This is a genomic window from Apibacter sp. HY039, from assembly GCF_004023655.1.
Taxonomy (GTDB): domain Bacteria; phylum Bacteroidota; class Bacteroidia; order Flavobacteriales; family Weeksellaceae; genus Apibacter; species Apibacter raozihei.
The window spans coordinates 58,135-72,969 of sequence record NZ_SAYM01000005.1 but is presented as its reverse complement, the minus strand read 5'-3'; the positions used below and the strand labels follow the sequence as shown (position 1 = coordinate 72,969).

General features: G+C 32.0%; 10 protein-coding genes and 1 riboswitch. Of the genes, 4 read left to right on the top strand and 6 right to left on the bottom strand.

The genetic code is table 11. The features are described 5' to 3' along the window. Positions 1 to 34 precede the first annotated feature (34 nt). Positions 35 to 137, bottom strand: a riboswitch (SAM riboswitch). Between the two features lie 216 nt (positions 138 to 353). Continuing rightward, a complete protein-coding gene (tssD, locus tag EQ921_RS10945; RefSeq protein ID WP_128151696.1) occupies positions 354 to 740 on the top strand; it encodes a type VI secretion system tube protein TssD in 387 nt (128 codons plus the stop codon). A gap of 124 nt (positions 741 to 864) precedes the next feature. On the opposite strand, the gene EQ921_RS10940 is transcribed toward tssD, so the two are convergent. The 5 genes from EQ921_RS10940 to EQ921_RS10920 form a co-directional block, all read right to left on the bottom strand. Then, positions 865 to 3,405 (bottom strand): ATP-dependent Clp protease ATP-binding subunit, encoded by a 2,541-nt coding sequence (locus tag EQ921_RS10940; RefSeq protein ID WP_128331683.1) that lies wholly within the window; start codon positions 3,403 to 3,405, stop codon positions 865 to 867. A gap of 252 nt (positions 3,406 to 3,657) precedes the next feature. Further along, the gene (locus tag EQ921_RS10935) at positions 3,658 to 3,993 is read right to left on the bottom strand and encodes a DUF2149 domain-containing protein (RefSeq protein WP_128151692.1); all 336 of its coding nucleotides are present in this window, start codon (positions 3,991 to 3,993) and stop codon (positions 3,658 to 3,660) included. Beyond that, the gene (locus EQ921_RS10930; RefSeq protein ID WP_128151690.1) at positions 3,971 to 4,591 is read right to left on the bottom strand and encodes a MotA/TolQ/ExbB proton channel family protein; all 621 of its coding nucleotides are present in this window, start codon (positions 4,589 to 4,591) and stop codon (positions 3,971 to 3,973) included. Before EQ921_RS10930 ends, EQ921_RS10935 begins: the two co-directional genes overlap by 23 nt. Before the next feature lie 8 nt (positions 4,592 to 4,599). Beyond that, positions 4,600 to 5,298 carry a hypothetical protein gene (locus EQ921_RS10925; RefSeq protein WP_128151688.1) on the bottom strand — a complete coding sequence of 233 codons (699 nt, stop codon included), beginning with the start codon at positions 5,296 to 5,298 and terminating at the stop codon, positions 4,600 to 4,602. A gap of 18 nt (positions 5,299 to 5,316) precedes the next feature. Further along, positions 5,317 to 9,501 carry a cobaltochelatase subunit CobN gene (locus EQ921_RS10920; RefSeq protein WP_128331682.1) on the bottom strand — a complete coding sequence of 1,395 codons (4,185 nt, stop codon included), beginning with the start codon at positions 9,499 to 9,501 and terminating at the stop codon, positions 5,317 to 5,319. 316 nt (positions 9,502 to 9,817) lie between these two features. Between EQ921_RS10920 and EQ921_RS10915 the strand changes: the two genes are divergently transcribed. After that, a complete protein-coding gene (locus tag EQ921_RS10915) occupies positions 9,818 to 11,986 on the top strand; it encodes a TonB-dependent siderophore receptor (protein WP_128331681.1) in 2,169 nt (722 codons plus the stop codon). A gap of 4 nt (positions 11,987 to 11,990) precedes the next feature. Beyond that, positions 11,991 to 13,043, top strand: a complete 1,053-nt coding sequence (locus EQ921_RS10910) for an HmuY family protein (protein WP_128151682.1) — start codon at positions 11,991 to 11,993, stop codon at positions 13,041 to 13,043. A gap of 66 nt (positions 13,044 to 13,109) precedes the next feature. Here the strand turns inward: EQ921_RS10910 and folD are convergent, their stop codons facing one another. Further along, entirely contained in the window at positions 13,110 to 13,991 is an 882-nt protein-coding gene (folD, locus tag EQ921_RS10905; RefSeq protein WP_128331680.1) for a bifunctional methylenetetrahydrofolate dehydrogenase/methenyltetrahydrofolate cyclohydrolase FolD, read from the bottom strand. A 99-nt stretch (positions 13,992 to 14,090) separates the two neighbouring features. Between folD and EQ921_RS10900 the strand changes: the two genes are divergently transcribed. Further along, positions 14,091 to 14,834, top strand: a complete 744-nt coding sequence (locus EQ921_RS10900; RefSeq protein ID WP_128331679.1) for a hypothetical protein — start codon at positions 14,091 to 14,093, stop codon at positions 14,832 to 14,834. Position 14,835: the final 1 nt, after the last annotated feature.

Here is a 14,835-nt window from a genome sequence, read left to right as displayed (position 1 = left end):
CGAAATATCCCTGTGTAACATTTTTGTAATAAAATTGTTATCTTTCCCAAACCGGGCAGGAATTAGCACCTTGTTTACTAAAATAACCGGTTGCCAAGGTTTCTCAGGGCCTGTCCCTCCGCCTTTCTCGATAAGCTATGACAAAAGTATTACTTTTTTTCTTTAAAGAAAACTTGTTTCTTTTTAATTTCATTCAGGAAATTTTTATTTATAAAAAATTGAATATCAAAAAATTAGATATTTAAAATTAATTAACTAAAAAAAAACAAGATAAATTAAATGTTTTTTAGTACATTTGTCATATAAATTATATTTTTTTAAACATCAATTATTAATCCATAAATACAGCTCTTATGTCATTTAAAGCAAATTTACAAGTAGCAGGGAAAAAGTATAACATTCTGAATGTTAATTATTCACTAGCTCAAGAAACAGACCCAACCGGACGTCCTTCTTCTCAGACAAGAGGAGGAAGAATTGAAGTAACTGTTGAATCTACCGGAGAAACTGATATCTTCGAGTGGATGACTAATAGTTTCGAAAGAAAAGACGGTAAAATAACTTTTATTAAAAGAGATTCTGATGCTACGCTGAAAGAATTAAACTTTTCTGAAGGTTATGTTGTTAAATACCGTGAAAATTTTGATTCTATCGGAAGAAATCCATTAACTGAGACTTTTGTTATTTCTGCAAAAGGTATCAAAATGGGAACAGGAGAATTCATTAATGAATGGGTTTAGTGTTACAACACAAAATTTAGGAAATATAAAAAAGAGGTAGTATTACCTCTTTTTTTTGTTCCAAATCTTTTATAAATAAAAAAATGCCGATATGTATATATCGACATTCATCTATTTTATTTTTTTAATTATTAGTACTTGAAGAAGTCTCTTTTCCTTCGATTATTTTAATCACCGTATTGTCTTTTTCTTCATTTACTCCTACTTCAATAGAATCTCCTTCATGAATGGATGAACTTATAATTTCTTCCGCCAATAAGTCTTCGATGTATTTTTGAATAGCTCTTTTTAACGGACGTGCACCAAAACTTTTGTCCCAGCCTTTATCAATAATAAATTCTTTAGCTTCTGAAGTTAGTGTTACTTTATATCCGATTTTTTCAATTCTTTCGTAAACTTTCTGCAATTCCAAATCTATAATTTTAGAAATGTCATCTTTATCAAGACTATTGAATACAATTACATCGTCAATTCTATTTAAAAATTCAGGAGCAAAAGTTCTCTTCAGAGCATTTTCCAATGTCGACTTTGCTCTGGCATCGGAAGATGTCTTTTTAGCAGATGTACCAAAACCTACTCCATCTCCAAAATCTTTTAGTTCGCGTGTACCGATATTAGAGGTTAAGATAATGATGGTATTTCTAAAATCAATTTTTCTTCCCAAACTATCTGTAACATGTCCATCGTCTAAAATTTGTAAAAGTATATTAAATACATCCGGATGAGCTTTTTCTATCTCATCTAACAGTATCACGGCATATGGTTTTCTTCTTACAGCTTCAGTAAGTTGTCCTCCTTCTTCGTAACCGACGTATCCCGGAGGCGCTCCTACTAGTCTTGATACTGCAAATTTTTCCATATATTCACTCATATCAATTCGTATTAATGAATCATCAGAATCAAACAATTCTTTGGCCATAACTTTTGCCAACTGAGTTTTACCAACTCCTGTAGAACCTAAAAATATAAAAGTACCTATGGGTCTGTTTGGATCTTTTAATCCGGCTCGGTTTCTTTGTATTGCCTTAACTACTTTATTCACAGCTTCATCCTGACCAATGATTTTTCCTTTCATCAAATCTTTCATTTGGGCAAGCTTCTGAAGTTCACCTTCAGCAACTCTCTGTACAGGAACTCCACTCATCATTGAAACAACTTCTGCAACATTATCTTCAGTAACAATCTCTTTGTGTTCTCTGGAAGATTTTTCCCATTCTCTCTGAGCATTTGCAAGCTTAGCTTCAATTTCTTTTTCTGTATCTCTGAGCCTTGCTGCCTCCTCATATTTCTGACTTTTAATTACCTTGGTTTTTTCTTCTCTAATTTTTTCCAAGTCTTTTTCATAAGTTAGAATTTCCTGAGGAACCTTAATGTTTTTTATATGAACTCGCGAACCTGCTTCGTCCAAAGCATCTATGGCTTTATCCGGCAAGAAACGATCGGTTATATATCGGGTCGTTAAATTTACACATGCTTTAATTGCATCATCCGTATAGGTAACATTATGATGTTCTTCATACTTATCTTTAATTTGATTCAGTATAATTACGGTTTCTTCCGGAGAAGTCTGCTCTACCATTACCTTTTGAAAACGTCGCTCAAGGGCACCATCTTTTTCAATGTATTGACGATATTCGTCTAAAGTGGTAGCTCCTATGCATTGAATTTCTCCTCTAGCTAAAGCCGGTTTAAACATATTTGAAGCATCAAGAGAGCCGGTAGCTCCTCCTGCTCCTACTATTGTATGTATTTCATCTATGAACAAGATTATGTCTGAATTTTTTTCCAATTCATTCATAATCGCCTTCATTCTTTCTTCAAACTGTCCTCTATATTTGGTTCCTGCCACCAGACTAGCGACGTCTAAGGTAACTACTCTTTTATTGTATAAAACCCTGGACACTTTTTTCTGTACAATTCTTAAAGCTAACCCTTCAGCAATGGCGGATTTACCCACTCCAGGTTCTCCTATTAACAAAGGATTATTCTTTTTTCTACGGCTTAAAATCTGAGAAACTCTTTCAATCTCTTTTTCTCTTCCTACTACTGGATCTAATCTTCCTTCTATGGCAGCAACTGTTAAATCCCTTCCGAAATTATCAAGCACCGGAGTTCTGCTTTTTGCAGAAGCTCCACCAGTATTTCCTGAAGGTTTTGAACTTTCGTATTGACTACCTTCTGATGGTGAATCCTCTTCAAATTCTGCTGACGGTTGATCTGTAAAATCTTCCTGAAACTGAAATCTATACTCTTCTCTCACTGTATTTGCATCTATATTATACTTTTTAAAAACCTGAGTTACCGGATCGCTTTCAATTCTAAGAATGCATAGTAACAGGTGTATAGTTTCTATCTCAGGACTCCTGAAAAGCTTAGCTTCCAAGAAGCTTGTTTTTAAAGCTCTTTCTGCAGCTTTAGTGAAAGGAATATTATTTCTATCTACTTTTATAATTGAGTTCGATGTATTTAGATTTTCAATTTGTTGTCTCAAATCACCCAAATCAACATTCAGACTTTGCAATACAGTAATTGCCTTACTATTACCTTCACGCAAAATTCCAAGAATGAGATGTTCGGTTCCTAAATGGTCATGCCCCAATCGTAATACTTCTTCATTACTGAAGCTTATTACATCTTTTACTTGTTGTGAAAAATTCTCGTTCATGTATGACTCTTATATTCTAAATTATCTGAATTATACAAATATAATAATTCCGTTAAGATAATTGCATTTATCATGCCAGTTTATTATTCGGATATTCTGTCATATATATCTCTGAAAACAGGCTGTGTATTGCATCTAAAATAATTTTTAGTCCTTAAAATTCTAAAATTTTAAGGACTAAAACTTCAGGCAATATACAAAATTTACTTTATTTTATTTTAGTACAAAATATATATTTTTTTAATATAATTACTAATTTTCCGGAATATAAATAATTTCACCGTTTTCCATTTCATAGGCAATTCCAACCTTTTTCCCTTTTTTACCGGAAGATTTCTCCTGAGAGGGAGTGTATTTATTAATTTTATTGCCTTCTTTAGTGATTATTTCCATATTATCTTTACCCGGATTTTTTACAACAGTGAAATCTTCTTTGGAAAAAACCTCAGTCATATTAAGATTCATTACCATAGCCACCATAAGAGCAACTGCAAATACCATAGCCACGTCAAATAAATTAACAACTACACTAAGCGGATCTGTATCTTCTTCTTTTGAAAATTTATTAATTCTCCTTGGTCTTCTCATAATCTGTCTGATTTTCAGTTAAAACACGAGCAACAAAGTCCAAATTATTAAGATCGTTTGAGTACCAGCGTTGCTTAGTCTGAAGAGTAATTAAACCAATCGCACTGACTACTAATCCTACAACAGTGGTAGCAAAAACCACTTGCATATTATAAGCCATATCTGCGATATCTCCGGTGGATAAGCCTACTAATGCAGGACTCATAGCTATTAAAGTTCCTATTAATCCTAATACCGGCCCTAATTTTGCTAATACTTTAGACAAGGATAAGTCTTTGTCTGCTTCATTTTCAAAATTTGAAATTGTATAATCTGAATATGCTTCTGTTAAAGGTTTATTTAAAATATTTCTTAAATATTTTATGTATAATGAATTATCATTTTTTGGCAATATTTCTTTAAGTTTATTAACGTCTGATTTTGAAAATGTTTCAATTAATCCGTTAATTTTTTTGTTGTTTTTACCTCTAACTATAAATTGATTGTAAAAACTACCTATTAGAAGTAAAGCCCGGGCAAATAAGAATAAAAGTATTATAATATCGGGTATTAATAAACTGTTAGCTACCCAAAATAATATTTTTGAAATTAATTCCATTTTTTTATTTAATTTTCTTTTTTTATTTTTCTTGATTTAAGTATCCAGCTTATTTTATTTCCATAAAAACCAATTATTAATGCAAAAAATAAACCTGTAAGCGTATAAGCTAAATGTTTTAAATTTAAAGGTTCTTCTACTGCCTGATACACTACTTTTTCATTTACTGTTACAATTAACCCTGCAAAAGCTGTAATTAATCCTATTAGAAAATGCATTTCCAATCGTAATTCATTTTCAGGGATCAATTTCTTAATTAACAAACTTCCTATATTGATTAGTAGGCATACTGCAATCGCTACCACCATAGTTATCATTAAAAAATTTTCTCCGGTAAATATGAAAATGGCCTGTGTTTCTACGTAAAATAATACAGGAAACAACAGAATACTTGGGTATGCTCCTAAAATTCTCTGCCATTTATTGGTTTTATTTTTCAATATTCCATTCAATGATACAAAACAAAAAGCAATACATACAGCTGACTCTATAGTTACTAAAACAGCCGTATCCTGCATCATGATGTTATTATTAAGAAATTCTGTAATCTGAACTTTGGATTGTTGAATGGCGTAGGGATAGCTTAGCAGAATGAAAACACCTGCTGCTAAGCTAAAAATTCCAGTTTGCCACCATTTCCAGAAACTAAGCTTTATTATACTATTAAAAACTATAAAGCCCATTACTATCTGAACAACTATTTCCATTCGATTAATAAATGTATATTATTGGTTATCCTGATGTTTTTTTCTTCTTTTAACTATAAACAAAATAATAAGAATGACTAAAACAGCTACTATTGAGACGATAATAAGTCCATTGAATGATTTTTTTCCAGTAATTGATTCACCTCCTTTTCTTATTTCATCTTTTTTAAGAACCATAGCATCTTTATTATTAGATCCAGCATCTACTCCTTTTTCCATAGCTGCTAAATTTTTCTTGTATTGGTCTGCTTGTTCCTTATTTACTTTTGTAGTAATAAAATTCTGAAGCTTAGTATTACTTCCGGAAAAACCTGATCCGGAATGACCAAATTCCTTAACTATTTCTGTATGTAGTAAGGCTGTTTGTTTCAATTGATCTTCAGAAGCTTTCCACATTCCTTTACGTGCTGTTTCCAACATGATTGCTGTTATTTCTTCTAAAGCTGCAGGACTGGAATTTTTGAAAAATTCTTTTGTTCCCAGATTTTTTTCATCTTTCACATAAGTACTATATATCTGATTCCACATTTCATTATCAATTACTTCCGGCTTCATTACATTCCAACCGTACGTATTTGTTATAATTTCTGTGAAATTAGCAGCACTACTAGCCCCACCTTTCATTCTTTCTTTAATATAAACCTCATTAAAAATAGTACTTCGCGCTTCTACCCCAATGGCTTCTTTTAAATCCTGCATTTTAAAGTTATTATGGTTACGGTAGTCTGCAAAAAATGCATCAGGCTCTTTTCCGGTAACACTTTTCACAGCTAAATTAACACCTCCCATAAATTCGTAAACATGATCTAAGCTTAATGCTCCCCAGGTATTGTTTTGTCTTGGCTGAATTACCATATCTGTATTCTTTAATGCTGCTCGTAATAGACCTTTATGGAATTGTCCCCAATCTTTATCACTAGCATATATAGCTCCCATATTATTAATATATGTATCTGCTATTTCATTTTTGTCCTCCCATTTATCTCCGCTTTTTACCATTTCTTGAATAGAAGCACCATACATCCCATTAATACCTCCGAAGATTCTTTGCGTGGAAAGCTGCCTTGCATCTTTAGGAGAAACCCCTTGTTCTACTAATGTTTTTTCAATATCAAGAGTACCTTTTGCAACTAGATTTTCATAGCGTGTATCTTTTGCTGTTGAGGCCATTTCTATAGCCCTTGATAATAAAACCAGTCTTGATGCTGCCAAATCCCTGAACTGTCCAGACGTTTGAACGACTACATCTATTCTTGGCCGGCCTAGGGTCTCAGAAGGTATAAGCTGTATATCTGATACTCTTCCAAAAGCATCTCTCACAGGCTCTACTCCAAGCATGTATAAAGCCTGAGCTATAGTGGTTCCTTCACTTTCTATAAATTCTCCACTCCAAAAAGTATAACTTACTTTTTTAGGATATTTTCCATGTTTCGCAACATATTGTCCTAATGTCTGATTAACTAACTCTTTTGCTCTATCCCAGGCTATCTCTGTTGGAGTTGCTTCTGCATTAATTGAGTATAAATTTCTTCCCGTAGGAACAGCGTTTGGATTTGCAACAGCATCCCCTCCTGAAGAAGGTTCTATATATCCTCCTGACAAAGCATTTAATAATGATCTGAATTCATATTCAGGACTTTTCTCCAATCCTTCTTTATAGTTTAAAATATTGGTTATTGTCCTTTCAATTTCAAGTATTGAGCGGGCTTTTATTTTTTGTTCTTTTGTATATTCAACTTTTTTGGGATGAGAAGGTTTCACATCTTTTCCTGAAGGTTTCATTGCTTCTGAATGTGGTGATTTTCCTTTACCCGTTTCTGACTTTTTAGGACTTCTGGTAAAAGTTCTCTTTACAGGGGTCATTATAACTTTAGCTTCTTCCAGCTCTTTTTCATTAATTCCGGCTATTGAGCATATTGTAGAATTATTTATAACCTTTCCTGATAGTATTTGTTTCACCAGTTCTTTAGATGGATTTAAATATTTTTGAGAAAAGAAAACTTTATTTTTCAACTGTTGCTCCGTGACTTTGCTTCGTTGCTTATCAAGTGCAGCCAGACTATATGCAATAGGATCTGCACTCATAGCAAGGACTGATGAATTTATTTTATCTGAGGTATACGGAACTCCTGAAGTATATAATTGCCCGTTCATTTTTTCATTAGCAATTTCTTCTGAAAAATTTTCTATTTTTTCAACTTCTTCTGTTGTGTACGGTTTTGTTAGTATGCTATCTAATCTCAAATCTCTGTGAATTCCCATTTGTACAGCTATTTTTTTCACTTCCAGTGATACCTGAGGCTGTTTGGATTCTTCAGATTTATAATAATATTGAATTTTATTTTGTAAATCTTTAAATTGTGAACGTGTCTGGCTCTCCATAAACGCTGGTGAGAGATAAGATATAAGTGTAGCATAAGACCGTCTCTTAGCCATCATACTTTCGCCTATATTAGCAATTGTGTAATAATAAAAATGAGGAACTGTTCCAACCATTCTATCCGGCCAGTCTTCATTACTTAGAGCAATTTGTTTCTGTGGCGTGAACTCGAGACTACCATGAGTTCCGAAGTGTATTAATGCATCAGCTTTAAAACCATACTGAGTCCAAAGATAAGAACCGATGTATGTATGAGGTGGCGGACTCTTTGCACCATGAACTATAGCAAATGAGTCTCCTCCCAATCCCGCCATAGGTTGTGGCAATAAAACAATATTTCCAAATTGAACACGGGAGACAGCAATATAGGATTTGCCATTTTGACTTACATTCATGTAATTGCCCGGCGCTTGTCCATATAAATCGGTAACTTCTTTATATTTTTCTTTAGTTAATGATTGATTTACCCATGATTCATATACAGATTTTTCAATTAATTCCGGATTTCCATTTTTTAGAAATTCATCAAAAGCACCTTCGGCGTAGGTGCTCATAACAGATCCCTGAGACATTACAATTTTTTCGAATTCCTTTTCTGTAGCAGGCAGATCCTCTACTTTGTATCCTTCGGCTTTTAATCTTTTCAGTAAATTATATAAAGAAGGTATAGTTTCTAATCCCTGTGCTACTAATGATTCTTTCCCAGGACCTTTAAAGAAGTATATAGCTATTTTTTTATCTGAATTATTTTTCTTTTTCAGATTAATAAAATTTGTAATAATCTGAGTAAAATTATTTAAACGCTCAGGCACAGCTTTAAATACATATAAATTATCTTTATCTAATTCCTGGGTATTTAAAACATAAGGATAAATTCCTCCATCTATTTCCGGCATAACTACACTTTGAGATAAAAAACCTCCCATTAACCCCATAGGATCTTTTATCCATTCATTTTTTGTCTGCAATATGGTTACAGGTACGAAAACTGGAATATTTCTTTCTTTTAACCATCCAACTACCGAATCGGCCTGTCCAACGACCAATCTACCATGAGCAAAATGAATAACTGCATCCGGCTGAATTTCTTTCAAAAACTTTAATCTATCAAAAGTTGAAGAAACAGGATATACATTGAATCCTTTATTTTGGAGTTTTACTATTAAGCTATCCAGATTTTCTCTGTTACCGCTGTAAGGATCATTTAGCCCTCCAATAATTGCTATTTTATTTGCACTTTCTTTGAAAAAGTTATTTTTTTTCAAATATGATTCATATTCATTGATAGTTTTGAATGATAAATTTTCATCTAAGTGATAATAAACATCTTCGGCTAATTCAACTAATTTATCAGGAGGGGTTACAAAAAACCTTTTTTGATCGATATTTTGACGTATATATCTTGCTAAACTCTGATAATTTTTTTTATTACCATTTTTAAGATATAAATCTATTTCTTCTTTTTGAATACTATCCAGATTGCATAAGTTATTTTCCGGATTAGTTGCACTATAAAGATACATATGTGTACCTTCTTTCATCATTTTTTTTAAACGCTCTCTTTGTTCAGCATCCAATTTCATTCCCATTGCAAAACCTAATACGAAATCATAGTTTTTCAATTCGTCTAGATTATCGAAAGAAACTTCTTTAAACTCAATAAATTTATCTTTATTGGATTGGATTAAACTTGTGGTTTGGAATTTTTGAAAATTTACAAGTGCTACTTTTGTTTTTGATGCTGTTTTTTGCCAAATCAACCATCCGGCAACCATCAAAATGACGAGTATTAAAATGCCAATTGTTAGTTTTACTTTTTTCATATCCTATTTTTTTAAAAAATATTTTATTTAGTGAATTAATAGTTTTTATATTGTTTAGTAATTATCATTTTTAGTAATTACTATTGTAAAATTTGTATCAAATAGTATTTTGAATAACAAATTAAATAACTTCGTCTTACAGTATCATATCCCAACAATTACATAAGCACCTAATTTAAAACATTTTAGCTTATAAAAAATTAAACAATAAATTGTTTTAAATTTTTAACAGATGCAAATATAAAATTAATTTAGAACAAATCTAAGTAATATTTAGAACCAATCTAAATTAATTTTATATTTGCAAAAAAAAACTATGATAAACAACCTTGATAAAAAATTTATTTTAAGTTCTTTTTTATTTCTATTTAGCATTTGCGTTTATTCTCAAAATAAAGAAGACAGCTTAAAAAGTAAGGTAAAAGACCTTGACCATCTGGTAATTACCGGACAATATTCTCTTCAAAGTGTGGACAAATCTATCTATCAGGTAGAAGTAATTTCCCAACAAGACATAAGAAACAGAGCTGCAAGCACGGTAGCGGATATTTTAAGTTATAATTTAAACTTCACTGAAACTACAAGCAGTAAGTCGGGTGATTCACAAGCATCTTTATTCGGACTTGATAATCAATATTATAAAGTACTTATTGATAATGTTCCTCTGGTTAGTGATAACGGACTGGGAAGAAGCGTGGACTTATCCAAGATAAATCTGGATAACGTTGAGCAAATTGAGATTGTTAGAGGAAGCATGGGTGTTGATTATGGTTCTAATACACTTACGGGTCTTATTAACATTATAACAAAAAAACGCAGCTCTTCAAAATGGAAAATTTCCGGATATGTACAGGAAGAAACTGTGGGTAAAGAATATGACTGGAAAGAACAAGGCAGACATATTCAATCACTAAATGTTTCTCACAATATATCGGATAAATGGTCAGTAACTCTTGGTGCAAATCGTAATGATTTTAAAGGTTATTTAGGAGATTTAAATGGAAAAAGAGCCATAACAGACCGAGGATACGAATGGCTTCCCAAAGAACAATTAAATCTAAATGGGCTCGTTAACTATCGCTCTAAAAAATTTAATGCATTTTATAAATTCCAATATTTAAACGAGATGGTAAATTTATACAGAAGCAATATCTTGTATGCTCCACTATCTGAAAACGGTCTTTATACATATTCATCACAGGATAGAGATTATAAAACGGATCGTTGGCTCAATCATTTATTTTTAAATGCAACATTATTCAATCAAATTGATTATAAAGGAGATTTTTCTTACCAGAAGCAAGAGAGAAATTACAGAGACTATACTTATGATATCGGTAACCGTAAAGTATTTGGTTCAAAAGCACCTTACTCAAAATATGCATCAACAGATGTTTGGTATAACAGAGGTACTTTCAGCAGATTAATAAATAGTGATATAGCCAATCTGCAAATTGGTTACGAATTCAGTTTTGTTGAAGGATACAGATCTTCCGGCTCAAATGCTATCGGAGGTTCTGATACTGGTTATGGATTTGATGATAATTTGAAAAAACATATGGATAATTATGATGTTTTCATAACCAGTGAACTGTTTGGTCAATCTGCATTTTCTATAAAGCCAGGTTTTAGAGCCAGTTTTAATACACAATTTGAAAACTTATATTCTTATTCCCTTGCAATGAAATATGAACTTTCAAAAAATTCAATTATACGTGCAGAGGTAGCTTCAAGCAACAGGACTCCAAATTATGACGAGCTTTATACTTATTTTGTAGATAGTAACCACAATGTACAGGGTAATAAAGATTTATCTCCTGAAAAGGGATATTCTACTTCTATACACTGGAATCAAAAGCTTACTACTAAAGGTGATTTTAAAGGGGAATTAGATTTAAGCACATTATATACAAGCCTGACGGATAAAATTGAGTTGCTTGCTATTAATCTTCTTCCTTTAGAATATAAATATATTAACGTAGACAAATATAAAAACTGGGGGCTTATGTTTGGAAGCAGATTTGCCTATAAAAATGTTAATTTAAACCTTGGTGCTTCTTACATAGGAATAAGCCGCTCTATGGCTGATAAGGTTAACGGGATTGAAAAAGCAGTGCCAAATAATGATTTTAGATACACATTTCAGCTTAATTCTAATCTGAATTACAGAATAAAAAAATGGGGTACTACTTTATCTTTATATTATAAATATCATGGAAAAGAAACCGGTTATGTACTTAATAATATTAGCGATACTTACAGTCTGGGAAGACAAAGTGACTTTAGCCTGCTGGATGCTTCAATACGTAAATCTTTATTCAAGGATGCTATTGAATTAACTATAGGAGCCAGAAATATTTTTGATGTAAAAAAGGTTAAAAATACTTTAAGTAATACCGGAGCCCATCAGGAGAGTGCTTCCAGCATCAATTTATTTTATGGCAGATCGTATTTTGCTAAACTTGGATTTAATATAAACATTTAAAATTATGAAAAACACACTTATTATATTCATTCTATCCTTCGCTTTATTTTCAAGCTGTTCGGAAGATAACAGCCCTATAGATGTACCTCAACCTTCAGGTGCAATCTTAGACCTTAATGTAGGAGGACCTTCCGAACCTAATCAGGTCTGGGTTGCCCTGGATGTAAAAAACATGAAAGTTACCCCGAGAAATGCCTGGGATTTTGGATTTTACTGCGGAAACGAGTTTAGAGTTATTATTAATACTTCTTTGCAAATGGCTGCCGGAAAATTAGATGTAACCGATATAGATTCAGTTTCAGAAACAGATGTTGCCTCGCTAAAACCAATTATAGCCATCGGAACTTCCCAAACTGATAACATTAATTACGTAGACGATGTTAAGGGCAATTATCTTCAAAGAACTGCTATTGATGCTGTCAGCCAAAATAATGATGAAAACAAAGTATATCTTATAAACATGGGATATGATTTGTATTATGGTTCAAGTACTTCTTTAAATATTAAAGGAGAGCACAGAGGATGGAAAAAGATCCGAATATTGAGGAATGGTACGAATGGGTACAAAATTCAATATGCAAATCTTTCTGATACTACTCATGAAGAATTTGTAATTAACAAAAAAGCAGATTATGATTTTAATTTTTTAAGCCTTGAAAAAGGAATTGCAGATGTACAACCTCCAAAAACGGATTGGGATTTATGTTATACTGTCTTTGTTAATGAAATTCCTGGACACGGCACTTATTCATACTCAGATTTTATAACAACAAATATGATGAATAATGTTTCGGTATATATGGCAAGCGTTTCGGAAGTAGGAAGCTATGATGCTTTTGAAAGAAAAAATGTTGATTATACTAAATTTATTACTGATGATCAAAGAGTAATCGGCGCTAGCTGGAGAACTACATTTGGTGGAGCTACTGCTTACACTGACAGATTTTACATATTAAAAGATCATGTTGGAACCCTTTATAAAATCAGATTTATCAAGTTAACCGACAGCAATAATAACCGGGGATATCCTCAATTTGAGTTTGATGTTCTTAATTAACCTGCAAATGTTATGCTAAACTTAACAAGCTCAGTTTATATAAATAAACTGGGCTTGTTTATTGAATTATTGTATATTATTTGTGTAAGCCTGCATCGTATTTTTAAGCAACATAGCTCTAGTCATAGGTCCTACTCCACCAGGAACAGGGGTAATCCAGGAAGCTTTTGCTGCAACTTCGGAAAAATCAACATCACCTGCTAAATAGAAACCTCTTTCTTTCGTAGAGTCATCTACTCTTGTGATACCTACATCTACAATAACAGCACCGTCTTTGATCATTTCTGCTTTTAAGAAATGAGGAACCCCTAATGCAGTGATCACAATATCCGCTTTTTTTGTATATTCTACTAAATCTTTAGTTTTTGAGTGAGTAAGAGTAACGGTTGAATCTCCCGGATTGCCTTTTCTGCTCATTAAAATACTCATAGGTTTTCCTACAATACGGCTTCTTCCAATAACAACTACATCTTTACCTTGTGTAGATATGTTATATCTTTCCAACATTACCATGATTCCATATGGTGTTGCGGGAAGAAAACCATCCATCTCTAAAGCCATTTTACCGAAATTCTCCGGATGGAATCCATCTACATCTTTATCAGGATTTATTGCCATAATTATTTTTTCCTGATCTATATGTTTGGGAAGAGGTAGTTGTACAATGAATCCGTCTAATGAATCATCAATATTTAATTTACTTATTTCATTAAGCAATTCTTCTTCAGAAATTGTTTCGGGGAGTCTTACCAAAGATGAACGAAATCCTACTGCCTGACAATCTTTAATCTTATTATCAACATAGGTTACGCTGGCCCCGTTTTCGCCCACCAAAATAGCGGATAAATGGGGAGCTCTATTGCCTTTTTCCACAAATTTAGAGACTTCCTCTTTAATTTCCTGTTTAATCTGTTTGGATAATTTTATTCCATCTAAAATATTAGCCATAGTTTATGTTGGTTTAGTTTAGCAAAGATACTTAAAGTTACCAGAGCAAAAAATGCAATATCTGAAAATTATATTTTAACTTTATATAAATTAGAGACTATGAATTTAAACAAACCATCTTTACAAAAAGAACATGATTTTAGCAATGAGTTGAAAACCATAGATTTTGAAGATCTTCATTTTTGGATTTTAGATGTTGAAAAAAGTTACAATATTGAATTTGAAGATGGGGATTTATCAATAGAAATGACTTTTGGTGAATATATAGATGCAATAATCAATAAAATAAAATTAGAAAATTCAGATGAATGCACTACCCAACATTTATTTTATAAGGTAAGAAATTCTCTTTCAAAACAATTTAATATTGAACATAAAACTATTGTAACAAATTCGTGTTTGGATGAAATAATTCCTTCGAAAAAAAGAATCTCAATTCTTAAGGATATAGAAAGTTCGACAGGAATTAAATTTATTACACATTTACAATCTCCTGTTGACAACTATTTAATTTTTACCGCATTAATTTCTTTTCTTATTGCTGTTCCCTGGTGGTTTGCTTGCGATTTTATGAAACTGGGAAATTTATACTATAGTTTTCCATGTGTTACTTTTGTTATTTGCGTAATAGGAATGGAAAATTTTTATAAGATAAAGAGTAATTTCAATGAGAAAACCATTAGAGATATCATTGAATATTCCGTTTCTCGAGACTATTTAAAAAACAGAAAAAATCCTGAAACATACAATCGTAAGGAATCTGAAAAATTACTTGTAAGCTGGTTCTGTGAGAATATGGCAATTAATAAACAGAATGTCTTTCGCCATTCAAAATTTATTTAAA

What these genes read in the sequence shown, in the direction of transcription:
- tssD (WP_128151696.1), top strand. Translation starts at nt 354, where the DNA reads ATGTCATTTAAAGCAAATTTACAAGTAGCAGGGAAAAAGTATAACATT.
- EQ921_RS10940 (WP_128331683.1), bottom strand. Translation starts at nt 3,405, where the DNA reads ATGAACGAGAATTTTTCACAACAAGTAAAAGATGTAATAAGCTTCAGT.
- EQ921_RS10935 (WP_128151692.1), bottom strand. Translation starts at nt 3,993, where the DNA reads ATGAGAAGACCAAGGAGAATTAATAAATTTTCAAAAGAAGAAGATACA.
- EQ921_RS10930 (WP_128151690.1), bottom strand. Translation starts at nt 4,591, where the DNA reads ATGGAATTAATTTCAAAAATATTATTTTGGGTAGCTAACAGTTTATTA.
- EQ921_RS10925 (WP_128151688.1), bottom strand. Translation starts at nt 5,298, where the DNA reads ATGGAAATAGTTGTTCAGATAGTAATGGGCTTTATAGTTTTTAATAGT.
- EQ921_RS10920 (WP_128331682.1), bottom strand. Translation starts at nt 9,501, where the DNA reads ATGAAAAAAGTAAAACTAACAATTGGCATTTTAATACTCGTCATTTTG.
- EQ921_RS10915 (WP_128331681.1), top strand. Translation starts at nt 9,818, where the DNA reads ATGATAAACAACCTTGATAAAAAATTTATTTTAAGTTCTTTTTTATTT.
- EQ921_RS10910 (WP_128151682.1), top strand. Translation starts at nt 11,991, where the DNA reads ATGAAAAACACACTTATTATATTCATTCTATCCTTCGCTTTATTTTCA.
- folD (WP_128331680.1), bottom strand. Translation starts at nt 13,991, where the DNA reads ATGGCTAATATTTTAGATGGAATAAAATTATCCAAACAGATTAAACAG.
- EQ921_RS10900 (WP_128331679.1), top strand. Translation starts at nt 14,091, where the DNA reads ATGAATTTAAACAAACCATCTTTACAAAAAGAACATGATTTTAGCAAT.